We start from the raw sequence: 15,837 nt of genomic DNA on the forward strand, positions 1-15,837 counted from the left end.
TTCAGGCCTCCTCTGTCAGCAGGGGGTAGACGCCGTTCTCGTCGTGGTCCTCCCGTCCTGTCACGGGCGGGTTGAAGACGCAGATGCACCGGAAGTCCGTCTTGGGGCGCATCGTGTGGTGCTCATGGCCGTTCAGCAGGTACATCGTCCCGGCCGTGATCCAGTGCTTCTCGCCGGTCTCGTCGTTGGTCAGCTCGGCCTCGCCCTCCACACAGAGGACGGCCTCGATGTGGTTCGCGTACCACATCGACGTCTCCGTACCCGCGTACATGGTCGTCTCGTGAAGCGAGAACCCCACCCTCTCCTTCGCGAGCACGATGCGCTTGCTCTCCCATGTGCCGGACTCGGCCTTCACATGACGGTCGGTTCCCTCGATGTCCTTGAACGATCGGACGATCACGGTGGTGCGGTTTCCTTTCCTAGGTGGGGTTGTGCTGGTTCAGGCCGTCTCGCGCACTGCTCGGGTGAGCGTCCGCAGCCCTTCCTCCAGCTCGTCGGGCGTGATGGTGAGGGCCGGAAGGAGCTTGACGACCTCGCTCTCCGGGCCCGACGTCTCGATGAGCAGGCCGAGTTCGAAGGCCCGCTGCGCAACGGCGCTCGCCCGCGCCTTGTCGTGGAACTCGACGCCCCACACCAGGCCGCGGCCGCGGTACTCCTTGACCTCGTCCCGGTGCTCGTCGGTGAGCGCGACCAGGGCCTGCTCGATCTGCTGGCCGCGCGCGAGGGTCTGCTTCTCCATGGCGGGCCCGTCGGACCAGTACGCCTCCAGGGCCGCGGCGGCCGTCACGAACGCCGGGTTGTTGCCGCGGAACGTGCCGTTGTGCTCGCCCGGCTCCCAGATGTCCAGCTCGGGCCTGAACAGGCAGAGCGACATGGGCAGTCCGTAGCCGCTGATGGACTTGGACACGGTCACGATGTCCGGCGTGATGCCCGCCTCCTCGAAGGAGAAGAACGCGCCGGTGCGGCCGCAGCCCATCTGGATGTCGTCGACGATCAGCAGCATGTCCCGGCGCTTGCACAGGTCCGCGAGGGCGCGCAGCCACTCGGGGCGGGCGACGTTGATGCCGCCCTCGCCCTGCACCGTCTCGACGATCACGGCGGCGGGCTGGTTCAGGCCCGAGCCCTGGTCCTCGAGGAGCCGCTCGAACCAGAGGAAGTCCGGGACCGTGCCGTCGAAGTAGTTGTCGAAGGGCATCGGCGTGCCGTGGACGAGCGGGATGCCCGCACCGGCGCGCTTGAAGGCGTTGCCGGTGACGGCGAGCGAGCCGAGCGACATGCCGTGGAAGGCGTTCGTGAACGACACGATCGCCTCGCGGCCCTTGACCTTCCGGGCCAGCTTCAGCGCGGACTCCACAGCGTTGGTGCCTGTCGGCCCCGGGAACATGACCTTGTACGGCAGGTCGCGCGGGCGCAGCACGAGATTCTGGAACGACTCGAGGAAGGCACGCTTGGCCGTCGTCGACATGTCGAGCCCGTGCGTGACGCCGTCGCGCTCCAGGTAGTCGATCAGCGCGCGTTTCAGCACCGGGTTGTTGTGGCCGTAGTTGAGCGAGCCGGCGCCGGCGAAGAAGTCGAGGTACTCGTGGCCGTCCTCGTCGTACATACGGCTGCCCTGCGCACGGTCGAAGACGGTGGGCCAGCCGCGGCAGTAGCTGCGCACCTCCGACTCCAGGGTCTCGAAGACACTCAGGTAGGGCTGGGTGATGGTCACAGCGAAATCTCCTGGGAGATGGGTGGGGGGAGTGATCGGTGGGGGGAGTGAGTGCGTGCGTTCAGTCGCCGAGCGGATCACGCCGACCGAGCGGGCCTATGCGGTAGAGCACTTCGGAGTCGTGCCCGCCGTCGGGGAACAGCGCCGCGTCGAACAGCACCTCGCGTACGACCTGGGCGCCCTGCCTCTCGGCGTACGAGGTGAACAGCCGCTCCGACGCGGTGTTCCCGGGCGTGATCGTCGTCTCGAGCGAGCTGACCCCGCGCTCGGCGGCCGCCCGGGAGGTGAGCCCCTCCAGGAGCGTGGCGGCTAGGCCCCGGCCCCGGTGTGCCTCGTCCACCGCCACCTGCCAGACCACCAGGGTCTCCGGGCGCTCGGGCCGTACGTAGCCGGTGATGAAGCCGACCGGTTCGCCGTCGGCGCCGCGCGCCACGAGTGAGGTGCCGGCGAAGTCACGGCACCACAGCAGATAGCTGTACGACGAGTTCAGATCGAGGGTCTTCGAGTCTCTGGCGATGCGCCAGATCGCGGCTCCGTCCGCCACCTCCGGCCGGTCGAGTCGGTCCACGGCGGGCAATTCCGCGAAATTCTGTCGGGCACGTGCAAGGTCTGCTTGTGCTGCGGTCATGCGGAGTGAATTTACCGAGCAATTCCGTGGATTGCATCGCCGGGCAGGGTTACGCAGGAAGCACCTATGTGTTATCGCGCGGGCGCGAGTGGCCGTGCGAGACGGCTGCAAAAAGTGCAGGTTTGCCCGGGAAATAAGAGATGAATCGGACGTGATGTGGAGTGCGTCACACGGGTGTAACTCTCGCGAGACGTGACCGAATTACGTCGTTTGGTGTTCGCAGAATCTTTGCGTTTAGGACCCGGGAAAGCGGGCAGAAGAACACCGGTAGCTGTGCCGAATTAAATTCAGGAATTATGGCTGGGGTGTTTGTTCGGGTTCTCGCTCTTCATTACTTCGGACGCTGAACTGAAGGAGTAGTCGGCACGCCCGTCGCGACCGAGGGATTCCCTTACGGAACGCGTACGGGCGTGCTTCGCATTGCCGCGGCAGCGGCCTAGCGCCAGGTCTCCGCCACCGCCCGGCGCGCGGCCTCCAGGTTCACCGTCAGGCCGGACTCGGCCAGTGCCCCGCCGAGCGCGGCCAGCGCGGAGTGGACCACACCGCGCGTCGCGTCCGGGCCGTAGTGGTTGACGCGGATCATCTCCTTGGACAGTGCGCCGCCGCCCGCGACCAGCGGCAGCACCGGGTCCGCGGCCAGGGCGCGCGCCACCACCTCCGAGGCGTCCACGCCGGCCGGCGTACGCAGCGTCGTCGCCACCGGGGCCGCGTCCCGGGCCTCGTACACGTACGGCTCGAGGCCCCCGCCGAGCGCGAGCGCACCCGCGCGCGTGGCCGCCGCGGCCGTCGCATGGCGGGTCATCACCGCGCCCAGACCCTCCGCCTCGATGCGCTCCAGGCATGCCTCGAGCGCCAGCATCTCCAGCTGCGCCGGAGCATGCAGCAGCGCCTTGCGGCCGCCGTCGATCCAGCGCTCCTTCCAGTCGAGGAGCGACAGGTACGAGCGGCGCGGCGCCTGCGGGTTGGCGGCCATGCGCTGCCAGGCCCGCTCGCTCACCGACACCGCCGACACACCCGCGGGACCGCCCATCGCCTTCTGTGCGCCGATCACACACAGATCCACGCCCCACGCGTCCGGCAGCAGCGGCTCGGCGCCCACCGACGCGACCGCGTCCAGCATGAACAGCGCGCCGTGCGCCCGTACGACCTCGCCGATCTCCGCGACCGGATTGGTGTTGCCGGTGGCCGCCTCGGCGTGCACCAGCGAGACGAAGTCGATCTCGGGGTGCCCGGTCAGTGCCTCGTCGATCTGCGCCGCCGTCACGGCCGTGTGGAAGGGCACGGCGAGATCGATCACGGTGGCACCGCAGTCCCGCAGCCAGTTCCCGAACGTCTGCCCGTACGGACCGGTGATCACGTTGAGCGCCGTGGTGCCCGGCCGTGCGGCCCCGCGGATGCAGCCCTCCAGTGGCAGCAGCGCCTCGCCCTGCGTGATCACCACATCCTGCTCGGTGGACAGCAGTCGCACCACGCGCTGCTCGATCGCGGCGAAGCGCGCGGCGCTCAGCGGGGCCAGGTCGAGGAAGGGGTGGGTCACGGCGGTGCTCTCTTCCGGGTCTTCCGATTCAGGCGAATCCGATACGGGTGAATAGGTCGCTCTGCGACGTTCGTACGGACCTCTAGAGGTTTGTCTCCGGCGATCGTTGCGGGCCGTCCGAGCGTAACTGGCACTCCCATGAGCCCATCAGTCGGTGGATCAGAGGCGACAGGGCCCCTCTATCATCACTTTGATTTGAGGAACTCAAACATCTCCTTATAATCAGAAGCGCGCGCTCCGTGCTGCCCGGAAACTGAGGGCTCGGGACCGTCCCCCACGTGCGGATTCGCATAGCAGGCATCCCGCCCGATATCCCTCAGGAGGTTTCCGTGAAGACGGTCTTCGGCCGCAGGACCCGCACCCTGGCCGCCGCCGCTGCAGCCGCCGGACTGCTGCTGGCAGCCGGCTGCTCATCGAACGACGGCGGGGGCGGCAAGACCACCGCGGGCGGCGTCCAGCTCGTCCAGGCCGGCAAGCTCACCACCTGCACCCACCTGCCGTACCCGCCGTTCCAGTCGGAGATCGACGGCAAGGTGCAGGGCTTCGACGTCTCCCTGATCGACCTGGTCGCCAAGGACCTCGGCGTCAAGCAGGACATCGTCGACACGCCCTTCGAGAACTTCAAGACCGGCGCGTTCCTCAACTCCGGCCAGTGCGACCTCGCCGCGGCCGGCATGACCATCACCGAGGAGCGCAAGAAGAACGTCGACTTCTCCGACCCCTACTTCAACGCCACCCAGGCCGTCCTGGCCGACAAGAACAGCGGCATCACCTCGCTGGACGACGTCAAGGCCAAGGGCAAGAAGCTCGGCTCCCAGGCGCAGACCACCGGCGAGGAGTACGCGCAGAGCAAGGGCTTCGACTCCGTCTCCTTCGAGAGCTCGGACGCGGTCCTCAACGGGCTGCGCACCGGCCAGGTCGACGCCGTCATCATCGACTACCCGGTCGTGCAGGGCTGGCTGAAGGACAAGGCCAACGCCGACGCTTTCAAGGTCGTGGACAACATCGACACCGGTGAGCAGTACGGCTTCACGGTCAAGAAGGGCAACACCGCGCTCCTCGACGCCATCAACAAGGCCCTGGCGCAGGCCAAGGCCGACGGCACGTACAAGAAGCTCTACGAGAAGTGGATCGGCCCGTACGACGCGGCCGCCGCATCCCCGTCCGCCGCCGCGACCCCGTCCGCCTCCGCCTCATGAGCGGTGTCGGCAGCTCTGCTCCGGACGTGGCCGCCGACGGGACGCCGACCACAACCGGTCTGACCCGGCGGCAGCGGCGCGCCCTCTCGCGCGGCGCCCAGTACGCGGTCTTCGTGGCGGTGGTCGTCCTCCTCGGCGTCACCGCCGACTGGGGCCGGCTGGCGAACCAGTTCGCCCAGGTCGACCTCGCGAAGCGGCTGTTCCCGGACATCATCACCATCGCGCTGCGCAACACCGTGGTGTACACGATGTCCGGCTTCGTGTTCGGCCTGGTCCTAGGCATGGTCATCGCCCTGATGCGGCTGTCGTCGGTGGGCCCCTACCGCTGGGTCGCCGGCGTCTACATCGAGATCTTCCGCGGCCTGCCCGCCCTGCTGATCTTCATCTTCGTCGGCGTGGCCGTGCCGCTCGCCTTCCCCGGCACCGAGATCCCCGGCGGCACGTACGGCAAGGTCGCGCTGGCACTCGGCCTGGTCTCCGCCGCATACATGGCCGAGACCATCCGGGCCGGCATCCAGGCCGTGCCCAAGGGCCAGATGGAGGCCGCCCGCTCGCTGGGCTTCTCGCACACCCGCGCCATGGTGTCGATCATCATCCCGCAGGCCATCAGGATCGTGATCCCGCCGCTCACCAACGAGCTCGTCCTGCTGTTCAAGGACTCCTCGCTGGTGCTGTTCCTCGGCGTCACACTGGAGGAGCGCGAACTCGCCAAGTTCGGGCGGGACCTGGCCAGCCAGACCGCCAACTCCACACCGATCCTGGTCGCCGGCCTGTGCTACCTGCTCGTCACAGTGCCGCTCGGCTTCGTCGTACGCCGCCTCGAAGGCAGGGCGGGGGAGCCCCGATGAGCGGACAGGCAACCCCCGTGAACCCCTCGAAGGGAACCATGAAGAAGACGGACGGCACCGCCCGCCCGGAGATCCAGGTCCGCGGCCTGCACAAGTCGTTCGGCGACAACGAGGTGCTGCGCGGCATCGACCTGGAGATCGCCGCCGGCGAGGTCGTCTGCGTCATCGGCCCCTCCGGCTCCGGCAAGTCCACGCTGCTGCGCTGCGTCAACCTGCTGGAGACCCCGACCGCGGGCCAGGTCTTCGTGGGCGGCAGCGAGGTGACGCACCCGGACGTCGACATCGACGCCGTGCGCCGCCGCATCGGCATGGTGTTCCAGCAGTTCAACCTCTTCCCGCACCTGTCCGTGACCGAGAACCTCACGCTGCCGCAGCGCCGCGTGCTCGGCCGCGACAAGGTGCGGGCCGCCCGGATCGCAGCGGAGAACCTCCAGCGGGTCGGCCTGTCCGACAAGGCCGACGCCTACCCCTCGTCGCTCTCCGGCGGGCAGCAGCAGCGCGTCGCGATCGCCCGCGCCCTGGCGATGGGCCCCGAGGTGATGCTCTTCGACGAGCCCACCTCGGCCCTCGACCCCGAGCTCGTCGGCGACGTCCTCGCCGTGATGCGGATGCTCGCCGACGACGGCATGACGATGATGGTCGTCACGCACGAGATGACGTTCGCCCGCGAGGTCGCCGACCGCGTGGTGTTCATGGACGGCGGAGTGATCGTCGAACAGGGCGCCCCCGAGCAGGTCATCGGCAACCCACAACAGGATCGAACCCGCCACTTCCTGTCGAGGGTCCTGGACCCGGCGGCAGCGGACGTGGAGGGACGGGACTGACCGCTGACCGCTGTGGGCAGGCGTCCCGCAGGGCGATGGGGGTACCTCCCATGCCCTTGAGGCAATGGGGGAGGGTGGGCACAGCCCACGACGGCGGGTATCGCAAGCCTTGGGTCAACCACGCCTTCGGCCCAAGCACAGCGCAGCGCTAGGGTGCGAGTCATGAGCGACCGAGCGGTGCTGCACGTGAAGGGACGAGTCCTCGTCGGCCCCGAGGACGTCCGCGACGACCTGTGGGTGGTCGGCGGCCGCATCACCTACGAGCGGCCCGCCGCCGCCCGCGACGTCCGGACGGTAGAGGGCTGGGCCCTCCCTGGCCTCGTCGACGCCCACTGCCACGTCGGCCTCGACAGCCACGGCCCCGTACCCGAGGACGTCTCCGAGAAGCAGGCCCTCACCGACCGGGACGCCGGCACCCTGCTGATCCGTGACGCCGGCTCGCCCTCCGACACCCGCTGGATCGACGACCGCGACGACCTGCCGAAGATCATCCGTGCCGGGCGGCACATCGCCCGCACCCGCCGCTACATCCGCAACTTCGCCCATGAGATCGAGCCCGAGGAGCTCGTCGCCTACGTCGCCCAGGAAGCCCGCCGCGGCGACGGCTGGGTCAAGCTCGTCGGCGACTGGATCGACCGCGAGGCCGGCGATCTGACCGCGTGCTGGCCGCGCGAGGCGGTCGCACCGGCCATCGCCGAGGCCCACCGGCTGGGCGCCCGCGTGACGGCGCACTGCTTCGCCGCCGCCTCGCTGCGCGACCTCGTCGAGTCCGGCATCGACTGCATCGAGCACGCGACGGGGCTGACGGAGGACCTGATCCCGCTCTTCGTCGAGCGCGGCGTCGCCATCGTCCCGACCCTCGTCAACATCGCCACGTTCCCGCGGCTCGCGGACGGCGGCGAGTCCAAGTTCCCGCGCTGGTCGGCCCATATGCGCCGGCTGCACGAACGCCGCTACGACACCGTCCGTGCAGCCTATGACGCCGGGGTGCCCGTCTACGTCGGCACCGACGCGGGCGGCTCGCTGGCCCACGGCCTGGTCGCCGCCGAGGTCGCCGAGCTGGTCACCGCGGGCATCCCGCCCGTCGAGGCCCTCTCCGCCACGGCGTGGGGCGCCCGCGCGTGGCTGGGCCGCCCCGGCCTGGCGGAGGGCGCCCCCGCGGACCTCGTGGTGTACGACGGGGATCCGCGTGCCGACGTACGGGTGCTGGCCGCGCCGCGGCGCGTGGTGCTGAACGGGCGGGTCGTGGGCTAGCCCGCGCCCTTCGGGTGCTTCTGTGGAGGGCTGTCCGTTACGCGGCACGGGTGACGCAGGGGCACGTACGTGCCTCAGAAATCGAATAGGTGGGCGGAAACCTCACTTTGGAGTGAACTGGCTCCAGGTGGCTGACCATGAACGCCTGGTGCGTGAGGATTCCCGCATCGGCGTCGTCGGTGCGCTGTGCCGAAGTCCCCATGGCGGGGCGGCCGACGACGCCGTATGACTGCGTGTCATCTCCAGTCATCTCCGGTCGTCTCCACGATGACCGTCATCTCTTGACGTTTTCCTGTCTCTTGTAGGGGTCCCACCACCTTGAACAGCTACTCGTTCCGCATGCCCGCACGTCGTCTCACCGCCGCCGCTGCCGTCGGCGCACTCGCCGCGGGCCCCGCCGTCATCGCCTCGGCGGTCCCCGCCGGCGCGACCGGCGGTCACGGAGGCAAGTCGAGCGCCGTCGTCCTCCGCACCGGCCTCGACGTCTCTCTGCTCGACAAGTCCGTGAACGTCCCGCTCACGGTCTCGCTCAACGAGGTGCAGGCCCCGCAGAGCGCCGAGAAGACCGCGCTCACCGCGCAGTTGGACGGCGTCGACGGCGGAAAGCCGTTCAGCGTGCTCCGTGCGGACGTCGCCACCGCGAAGGCCACGGTCGACGAGCACAAGGCCGAGGGGTACACCAACCTCGCCCACGCCAAGGTGCATGTGCCCGGTCTGCCGCTGCTGTCGCTCATCGAGGTCGAGGAGGTGACCTCGAAGGCGGTCTGCGAAGCCGGGAAGCAGCCGGTCGCCGAGTCCAACGTGCTGGGCGCGGTGACCGTGTTCGGCAAGAAGGTGACGCTGACCGCGGGCGGCACGTCGGAGCTGAAGGTGCCGGGCGTCGGCGAGGTGCGGCTCGACCTGTCCAGGACGCACACCACGACGCGTACGGCCGCGGCCACCGCGCTCGAACTCAAGGTGTCCGTGAACCCGTTGAAGCTCAACGTCGCCGAGGTGGAGGGCACGGTGACGCTGGCGGGCGCCACATGCGAGTCGCCGGACGCGCCTGCGGCGCAGGGTTCCGGCAACGCGTCGTCCGGAGCGGGTGAGGACGCGTCCGGCACGTCCGGCACCGAGAAGGACGTACGGGCGCAGGGGGCCGCCGGGGAAGCCGTCGAGGGGGACCAGGATCTCGCGGAGACCGGTGGCAGCTCCACCACGCCGTACATCGCGGGGGTCGCCGCCGTGCTGGTGGCAGCGGGAGGCGGCGCGCTCGTACTGACGCGCCGGCGTCGGCGGGGCTGATCCGGCGGCTCCGGGGGCGGGGCGGGCGGCGGGCCGGAGGGGGGTCCGCCGCCGAGTTGCCGGACGCGGCCGCGGGGCGCCCTCACCTACCGGCGCGAGCAGGGCTGAGCAGCCGTACCGCTCAGCCCTGAAGCGCCTTCCCCAGCGCCAGCAGGAACGCGTCCGTCGTCGCCCGGTCCCGGACCGCCAGACGGAGCCAGTCCGGGCCCAGCCCCGGAAAGGTGTCGCCCCGGCGGGCCGCGAAGCCAAGGTCCCGCAGGCGGTCCCTCACCCGGTCGGCGCCGGGCACGCGGACGAGGACGAAGGGGCCTTCGGCGGGGCCCGCCACGTGCCGCACCTCGTCGAACTCCCCGAGCCCGGCGATCAGGTGGGCGCGATCCGCGGCGATGCGGAGCGCGGCCTGTTCGGCCTCGGCGAGTGCGTTCGGCTCGCAGCACGCCTCGGCGGCCGCGAGCGCGGGCGATGAGACGGGCCACAGCGGCTGGGCGTGCTGCAGTGCGCTGATCGTGGCGGGGTCCGCCAGGACGTAGCCGATGCGCAGGCCCGCGAGCCCCCACGTCTTCGTGAGGCTGCGCAGCACGACCAGGCCGGGCACGTCCGTGTGGCCTGCCAGCGCCTCCCGCTCACCCGGCACCGCGTCCATGAACGCCTCGTCGACCACCAACGTCCTTCCCGGTCGGGCGAGTTCGCTGATGAGCGCGGCCGGGTGCAGCACGGACGTCGGGTTCGTCGGGTTGCCGATCACGACCAGATCGGCCGTCTCGGGAACGGCCGCCGGATCCAGACGGAAGCCGTCCTCCTCGCGCAGCAGGACCCGGCCCACCTCGTGTCCGGCGTCGCGCAGGGCCGCCTCCGGCTCGGTGAACTGCGGGTGCACGACAACGGGGTTGCGGGGCTTCAGCGCCCGTGCGAGAAGGACGAAGGCCTCCGCCGCGCCGGCCGTCAGCAGCACCCGTTCCGGCGGCAGACCATGTCGCTCCGCCACCGCGGCCCGTGCGGTCCGGCCGTCCGGGTAGGCGGCCAGTGAGTCGAGAGATGCCGCGATGCGTGCCTTCAGCCAGTCCGGCGGGGTGCCCGCGCGCACGTTCACCGCGAGGTCCGTCAGCCCGGATGCGCCGCGTACCTCGGCGTCGCCGTGATGGCGGAGGTCCGGCCCGCCGGCGTCAGTGGGCGTGTGCATGGCCGCCATGGTGGTGATGTCCCTGTCCCTGGTGGTGATGGTGGTGGCCGTCGTCGTCCGGGTGGAAGTGCGGCTGCTGGGGCAGACCCACCTTGTCCTCGAAGCCGGGCAGCGCGATGCGGTACACGCACGAGTCGCAGTTCATCCGCAGATCGCCCTTGACCGCCTCCTCGTACCGCTCCATCACCAGGTCGAGCAGCTCCTCCTCAGGGCCTATGACGTCGGCCGACCGCACCTCTATCTCCGGGTGCACCGCCGCCCAGCCTTCCGTCTGCTGGAGCACCCGCTCCGGGAGGATGCCGGTGAAGAGGAAGTAGGGGAGTACGACGATGCGGCGCGCGCCCAGCTTGGCGCACCGGTCCAGGCCCGACGGCACGTCCGGCGCGGCGAGGGACACGAACGCGGTCTCCACGCCCGCGTAGCCGCGGCCCTCCCACAGCAGTCGTGCCGCCTTGTGCACCTCGGCGTTGGCGTCCGGGTCGGTGGAGCCACGGCCGACCAGCAGCACCGTCACGTCGGCGCGGTCCTGGGGCGTGCGGGCCGTGCCCCCCAGCGCCTCGTCGAGCCGCCGCTCGAGGACGGCGAGGAGGGAGGGGTGCGGACCCAGCGGGCGCCCGTAGGTGTACGAGATGCCGGGGTGCCGCTCCTTCTCGCGGGCCAGGGCCGCCGGGATGTCGCCCTTGGCGTGCCCGGCGGACACCAGCATCAGCGGTACGGCGGCGAAACGGCGTACCCCCTGCTCGACAAGCTCGCCCACCGCCTCGGCGAGCGGGGGCGACGACAGCTCGATGAACCCGCCCGCGACAGGCAGTTCGGGGTGGCGGCGGCCCAGTTCCCGTACGAAGTCGCGGAAGGCCTCGGCGCCTGCCTCGTCCCGGGTGCCGTGGCCGGCGATGAGCAGAGCGGGCGGGGTGGTCACGGGTTCTCCTTCGGAGCCGTTGAAACGGGTTGGTACAGGAGGGCGTTGAGCGCGGCCGCTGCGACCGCCGAACCGCCCTTCTCGGAGATGTTGCTGACGGCAGGCAGGCCGCTCTCGCGCAGCGCCGCCTTGGACTCGGCCGCGCCCACGAACCCCACCGGCAGGCCGATGACCAGCGCGGGCGCGGCATCGAGGGTGAGCAGCTCCTCCAGGGCTGTCGGCGCGCAGCCGATCACCCACAGCGCACCGGGCCCGACCTGCTCGTACGCGAGCCGGACCGCATGCGCCGAACGCGTCAGCGACGGTGTGGCTCTGGCGTCCTTCAGCCGGCACACGGTCTCGCGGCGCGTGATGCCCGCGGCCACCATCTCCACGTCCACGACGACAGGGGCCCCGGCGTGCAGTGCGGCGTGCGCCTTCTCCAGCGCGCCCTCGTCGGTGACGATGTCGGTCGCGTAGTCGAGGTCGGCAGCGGAGTGGACGACCCGCTCCACGACCGCCCGCGTCAACGGCGGGAAGTGCGAGGTGTCGAGCCGGGCGCGCAGCCGCCGGAACGACTCCTGCTCGATGGGATGGACGACGCGGTTCATTCGGTCCCCTCCTGCCAGCGGTAGCCGCGCGGCGTGACCATACGGCCCGCGATCTCACGGGTCGCCGTGTTGCCGACCGTCACGACCGTCATCATGTCGACCGTCGCCGGATCGAGTTCGGCCAGGGTCGTCAGCCGGCTCGACTCGTCGGCGCGTGAGGCGTTGCGTACGACACCGACGGGCGTCGTCGGCTCCCGGTGCCCGGCGAGGATCGCGAGCGCCTTCGGCAGCTGCCAGTCGCGGCCGCGGCTGCGCGGGTTGTAGAACGTGACGACGATGTCCGCCTCGGCCGCCGCCCGCACCCGCCGCTCGATGACCTCCCACGGAGTGTGCAGGTCGGAGAGGCTGATGGAGGCGTGGTCGTGCCCGAGCGGAGCGCCGAGGATCGCCCCGGCCGCCAGCGCCGCCGTCACGCCCGGCACACCGACCACGTCGATGTCGTCCGACGCCTCGGCCAGCGCCGGCGACGCCATCGCGTACACGCCCGCGTCGCCGCTGCCGATCAGTGCCACGGCCTGCCCGCGCCGCGCCTCGGCCACGGCCGTACGTGCCCGCTCCTCCTCCGCACCGAGACCCGACTCCAGGATCCGGGTCCCGGGCCGCAGCAGATCGCGGATCTGGTCGACGTACTGGTCGAGCCCGACGAGGACGGACGCCCTGCGCAGCTCGTCCTTCGCGCGGGGCGTGAGCAGGTCCCGCGCACCGGGACCGAGACCGACGACGGCCAGCCGCCCGCGCGCGGGCCTGCGCACGACGGCACAGGTGGCCATGGCGGGTTGTCCGTCGGGTCGCGTGGACTTCCGCTTCGGTACGAGGAGTTCACCACCGCGTACGAGCGCTGCGGCCTCCGCCACGGACGGGGTGCCCACGGCGGCGAGGGGCGCCCCCGACGGATTCGGAACGTCGACGGCCGCCAGTGCGTCGGCGCCGTACGTCACGACGGGCACCCCGAGCTGCCGGGCCGCCTCGACGATCCCGGGCTCCTCGGCCTTCACATCGACGGTGGCCAGCTCGGCGACGGAGAGGGGGGAGAGCCCGGCGTCACGGAGGGCGGCACGGATCAGTCCGAGGACCTCGTCGGCGGGGGCATCTTTGGAGGCGCCTACGCCTACGACGAGGGAGGGCGGCCTAAGGACGACTTCACGGTCCGAGGGCTCAAGCAGCTGATCGGTCAGGCGGACGGCAGCCCAGGACGGCGGGCACTGCTCGGAGTACGTCACGTTGGACGGCAGGGCCGGCAGCGGCCAAGCCACCTCCGCCTGAAGGGCAACCGGCTCCCCGTCCAACAGGGCCCGGGTAACCCCGGCAACGTCCCCCTCGACGGGCACCCCGAGCGTATCGAGCCCGGGTACCCCGACAGAGTCGGTCGCGGTGGTCACGACCGGCTGAGCGCCGAGCACCTCGCCCACCTCCTGGGCGAGCTGATTGGCGCCCCCGCCATGCCCCCCGAGAAGCGACACGGCAAACCGTCCGGCCTCGTCGACGCACACGACCCCGGGGTCGGACGCCTTGTCGCCCAGCAACGGGGCGACGAGGCGAACAACGGCCCCCGTGGCGAGAAAACACACAAGCTGCTCACACTCGCCGAAGGCCCGCCGCACGGCGTCCCCCACGGCCCCGTCGTACACCCGGGTCCGCCCGGGCCAGGCGGCCGCCAGCCGCTCACAGCCCGCGGCACCCGCCGCGGTCGCGGAGATCAGGCCGATCACTGGGTCACTCCTTCAGCACGCGCCGCGGGACGCGTGCCCCACAGCAGAAAAACGGGATTGGTGGCCGCGAGCCGGGTCACGTCGCCCGGCAGCGGCGCAAGCCGGGACGAGGACAGCAGCACCCCGTCGCACACGAACCCGGCCCCGGTCAGGGCGGACCGCGCCGCCGGCACGCGATCCAGCGCGGCCATCGCCACCACGACTGCGCGCCGCGCCCGCCGCGCACACGCGGTGACGATCGCGGGCAGCTCCCGGCCCCCGCCGCCGACGAACACGGCGTCCGGGTCCGGCAGATCGGACAGTACGGTCGGCGCGGCGCCGTGCACGGCCTGCACATCGACGCCGTGCGCCGCGGCGTTGGCCTCGATGCGCGCGATGCCGTCGGCCGTCTGCTCCACGGCGACGACGGCCGCGCCGAACCGCGCGCACTCCACGGCGACCGAGCCCGAGCCCGCCCCCACGTCCCAGACCAGGTCGCCGACGCGCGGCCCCAGTCTGGCCAGCGCCAGCGCCCGTACCTCGAACTTGCTGATCATCGAGTCGCGGTGCTCGAACTCGGTCTCGTCCAGCGCCCATCGGGCCGGCGCGGGCCGGGGCCCGGCGACACTGCGCATGGGCGCGCGGGCACGGGACTCGTCCAGGCACAGGACCACGTTCACCGCCGGACCCCAGTCTCGCGCGGCGGCCTCGGCGGGCGTGACCCGTTCGACGCGTTCGCGTCCGGGGTCGCCGAGCGCGGTCGCGACGACGAGGGTGCGCCCGCGAGTCGAGCGGGCGAGAGCGGCGCCCAGCTCGGCGGGTCCCGCGCCCGGACCGGTCAGCACCGCCACCTTCGGATGCGCCCGGCAGACGTTCACCGCAGTACGCAGCTCACGGCCGTGCGCGCTCACGACCACCGCGTCGTCCCACGGCAGCCCGTTCCGCGCGAACGCGGCCGCCACCGACGACACCCCCGCCCGTACGTCGAGCGCCGCGGACCCGAACCGCTCCGCCAGCGCCCGTACGATCCCGAAGAACCCCGGATCGCCCGAGGCCAGCACGACGACGCGGCCGCCGGCTCCGGGCCGCTCCCGGTACTCCTTCACGTACTGCTCGACCGCATCCAGGGCGGGCGCCAGCGGACCCAGCACGATGTGCTGTGCCCCGGCCGGCAGTGAGCCGGAGGCCGCGTCGAGATGACGGCGTGCGCCGATCACCAGACCGGCGTCGGCGAGTGCGGCCTCGGCGTCCGGCGACAGGGGCGCCCCCGTGCCCGTCCCGAACACCGTGATCACCATCATGGCTTCGCGCCCTGCGTACCAGCGCCTTCGGCCCGAAGAGCCTTGCGGGCCTCGGGATCGGCCTTGCGGAAGCCGTGGAAGTGGCCGGGGTGGTAGAGGTGCGAGCGGGTGCCGTGCGCGTCCAGGGCGGGGCCGACCAGGAACAGCGTGTGCTTCCACAGCTTGTGCTCCTTGACCGTCTCCTCGAGCGTGCCGATCGTGCACGTGAGCACGAGCTCCTCGGGCCAGGTCGCCTGGTACGCGACGACGACCGGCGTGGTCGTCGGATAGCCGCCCTCCAGCAGTTCCCGCACCAACTGGCCGCTGCGCGCGGCCGACAGGAACAGAGCCATCGTCGTGCCGTGCCGCGCGAACTCCCGTACCTCCTCGCCCGGCGGCATCGGCGTCTTGCCGCCGCCGAGCCGCGTGAGGATCACGGACTGGGCCACCTCCGGGATGGTCAGCTCGCGCTGCGCGATCGCTGCGACCGCCGAGAACGACGACACACCCGGCACGATCTCCGTCTCGATGCCGATCTCCGCGCACCGGTCCAGCTGCTCCTGCGTGCCGCCCCACAGCGCCGGGTCGCCGGAGTGGATCCGCGCCACCTTCAGGCCCTCGGCGGCGGCCCGCCGGTAGACGGCGACGACGTCCTCGAGGGACATCGTCGCCGAGTCGAGGATCTCGGCGTCCCCGTGCGCGTGTTCGAGGACCTCCGCCTGTACCAGGCTGGCCGCCCAGATGACGACGTCGGCATCGGCGATGGCGCGCGCGGCACGGAACGTGAGCAGATCGGCGGCGCCGGGACCGGCACCGACGAAGGTCACCTTGCCGGCGTTGGCGTCGGCGTCGGCCACATCGGCCATGGGATGTCGTCCTCTCGGGTCGTTCAGGT

The 15,837-nt window shown here is 71.2% G+C and carries 14 protein-coding genes and 1 pseudogene; 5 read left to right on the forward strand and 10 right to left on the reverse strand.

The window, feature by feature from the left end; genetic code table 11:
• Position 1: 1 nt before the first annotated feature.
• The 4 genes from ACWD4J_RS03145 to ACWD4J_RS03160 form a co-directional block, all read right to left on the reverse strand.
• On the reverse strand, positions 2-400 hold the full coding sequence (locus ACWD4J_RS03145) for an ectoine synthase (protein ID WP_451393500.1): 399 nt from the start codon (positions 398-400) through the stop codon (positions 2-4).
• A 39-nt stretch (positions 401-439) separates the two neighbouring features.
• Positions 440-1,711 carry a diaminobutyrate--2-oxoglutarate transaminase gene (gene ectB / locus ACWD4J_RS03150; protein WP_451393501.1) on the reverse strand — a complete coding sequence of 424 codons (1,272 nt, stop codon included), beginning with the start codon at positions 1,709-1,711 and terminating at the stop codon, positions 440-442.
• Positions 1,712-1,772: 61 nt separating this feature from the next.
• On the reverse strand, positions 1,773-2,339 hold the full coding sequence (gene ectA / locus ACWD4J_RS03155; protein WP_451393502.1) for a diaminobutyrate acetyltransferase: 567 nt from the start codon (positions 2,337-2,339) through the stop codon (positions 1,773-1,775).
• Positions 2,340-2,775: 436 nt separating this feature from the next.
• Positions 2,776-3,876 carry a pyridoxal-phosphate-dependent aminotransferase family protein gene (locus ACWD4J_RS03160; RefSeq protein ID WP_451393503.1) on the reverse strand — a complete coding sequence of 367 codons (1,101 nt, stop codon included), beginning with the start codon at positions 3,874-3,876 and terminating at the stop codon, positions 2,776-2,778.
• Positions 3,877-4,205: 329 nt separating this feature from the next.
• On the opposite strand from ACWD4J_RS03160, the gene ACWD4J_RS03165 reads away from it, so the two are divergent.
• From ACWD4J_RS03165 to ACWD4J_RS03185, 5 genes are all read left to right on the forward strand, one after another.
• Positions 4,206-5,075 carry a transporter substrate-binding domain-containing protein gene (locus ACWD4J_RS03165; protein ID WP_451393504.1) on the forward strand — a complete coding sequence of 290 codons (870 nt, stop codon included), beginning with the start codon at positions 4,206-4,208 and terminating at the stop codon, positions 5,073-5,075.
• Complete coding sequence (locus ACWD4J_RS03170; RefSeq protein ID WP_451393505.1) at positions 5,072-5,923, forward strand: amino acid ABC transporter permease; 852 nt, start codon at positions 5,072-5,074, stop codon at positions 5,921-5,923. Before ACWD4J_RS03165 ends, ACWD4J_RS03170 begins: the two co-directional genes overlap by 4 nt.
• Before the next feature lie 38 nt (positions 5,924-5,961).
• Entirely contained in the window at positions 5,962-6,747 is a 786-nt protein-coding gene (locus ACWD4J_RS03175) for an amino acid ABC transporter ATP-binding protein (RefSeq protein ID WP_451393625.1), read from the forward strand.
• Positions 6,748-6,909: 162 nt separating this feature from the next.
• Positions 6,910-8,001, forward strand: coding sequence for an amidohydrolase family protein (locus ACWD4J_RS03180; protein ID WP_451393506.1), 1,092 nt, complete (start codon positions 6,910-6,912; stop codon positions 7,999-8,001).
• Between the two features lie 318 nt (positions 8,002-8,319).
• Positions 8,320-9,285 (forward strand): SCO1860 family LAETG-anchored protein, encoded by a 966-nt coding sequence (locus ACWD4J_RS03185; RefSeq protein ID WP_451393507.1) that lies wholly within the window; start codon positions 8,320-8,322, stop codon positions 9,283-9,285.
• A gap of 121 nt (positions 9,286-9,406) precedes the next feature.
• Here ACWD4J_RS03185 and cobC read toward each other — a convergent pair.
• From cobC to cobM, 6 genes and pseudogenes are all read right to left on the reverse strand, one after another.
• A pseudogene (gene cobC, locus ACWD4J_RS03190) lies at positions 9,407-10,477 on the reverse strand (Rv2231c family pyridoxal phosphate-dependent protein CobC); the annotation flags it as partial.
• Positions 10,449-11,384 (reverse strand): sirohydrochlorin chelatase, encoded by a 936-nt coding sequence (locus ACWD4J_RS03195; protein ID WP_451393508.1) that lies wholly within the window; start codon positions 11,382-11,384, stop codon positions 10,449-10,451. The pseudogene cobC and the gene ACWD4J_RS03195, both read right to left, overlap by 29 nt.
• On the reverse strand, positions 11,381-11,974 hold the full coding sequence (locus tag ACWD4J_RS03200) for a precorrin-8X methylmutase (protein WP_451393509.1): 594 nt from the start codon (positions 11,972-11,974) through the stop codon (positions 11,381-11,383). Before ACWD4J_RS03200 ends, ACWD4J_RS03195 begins: the two co-directional genes overlap by 4 nt.
• Positions 11,971-13,683, reverse strand: coding sequence for a precorrin-3B C(17)-methyltransferase (gene cobJ / locus ACWD4J_RS03205; RefSeq protein ID WP_451393510.1), 1,713 nt, complete (start codon positions 13,681-13,683; stop codon positions 11,971-11,973). The genes ACWD4J_RS03200 and cobJ overlap by 4 nt, the downstream gene beginning before the upstream one ends.
• On the reverse strand, positions 13,680-14,957 hold the full coding sequence (cbiE, locus tag ACWD4J_RS03210; protein ID WP_451393626.1) for a precorrin-6y C5,15-methyltransferase (decarboxylating) subunit CbiE: 1,278 nt from the start codon (positions 14,955-14,957) through the stop codon (positions 13,680-13,682). Before cbiE ends, cobJ begins: the two co-directional genes overlap by 4 nt.
• Positions 14,958-14,959: 2 nt before the next feature.
• Positions 14,960-15,808, reverse strand: coding sequence for a precorrin-4 C(11)-methyltransferase (cobM, locus tag ACWD4J_RS03215; RefSeq protein ID WP_451393511.1), 849 nt, complete (start codon positions 15,806-15,808; stop codon positions 14,960-14,962).
• Between the last annotated feature and the right edge of the window lie 29 nt (positions 15,809-15,837).

It is taken from the genome of Streptomyces sp. NPDC002577, assembly GCF_053594815.1.

What these genes read in the sequence shown, in the direction of transcription:
- cobM (WP_451393511.1), bottom strand. Translation starts at nt 15,808, where the DNA reads ATGGCCGATGTGGCCGACGCCGACGCCAACGCCGGCAAGGTGACCTTC.
- ACWD4J_RS03175 (WP_451393625.1), top strand. Translation starts at nt 5,962, where the DNA reads ATGAAGAAGACGGACGGCACCGCCCGCCCGGAGATCCAGGTCCGCGGC.
- ectA (WP_451393502.1), bottom strand. Translation starts at nt 2,339, where the DNA reads ATGACCGCAGCACAAGCAGACCTTGCACGTGCCCGACAGAATTTCGCG.
- ACWD4J_RS03170 (WP_451393505.1), top strand. Translation starts at nt 5,072, where the DNA reads ATGAGCGGTGTCGGCAGCTCTGCTCCGGACGTGGCCGCCGACGGGACG.
- ACWD4J_RS03180 (WP_451393506.1), top strand. Translation starts at nt 6,910, where the DNA reads ATGAGCGACCGAGCGGTGCTGCACGTGAAGGGACGAGTCCTCGTCGGC.
- ACWD4J_RS03200 (WP_451393509.1), bottom strand. Translation starts at nt 11,974, where the DNA reads ATGAACCGCGTCGTCCATCCCATCGAGCAGGAGTCGTTCCGGCGGCTG.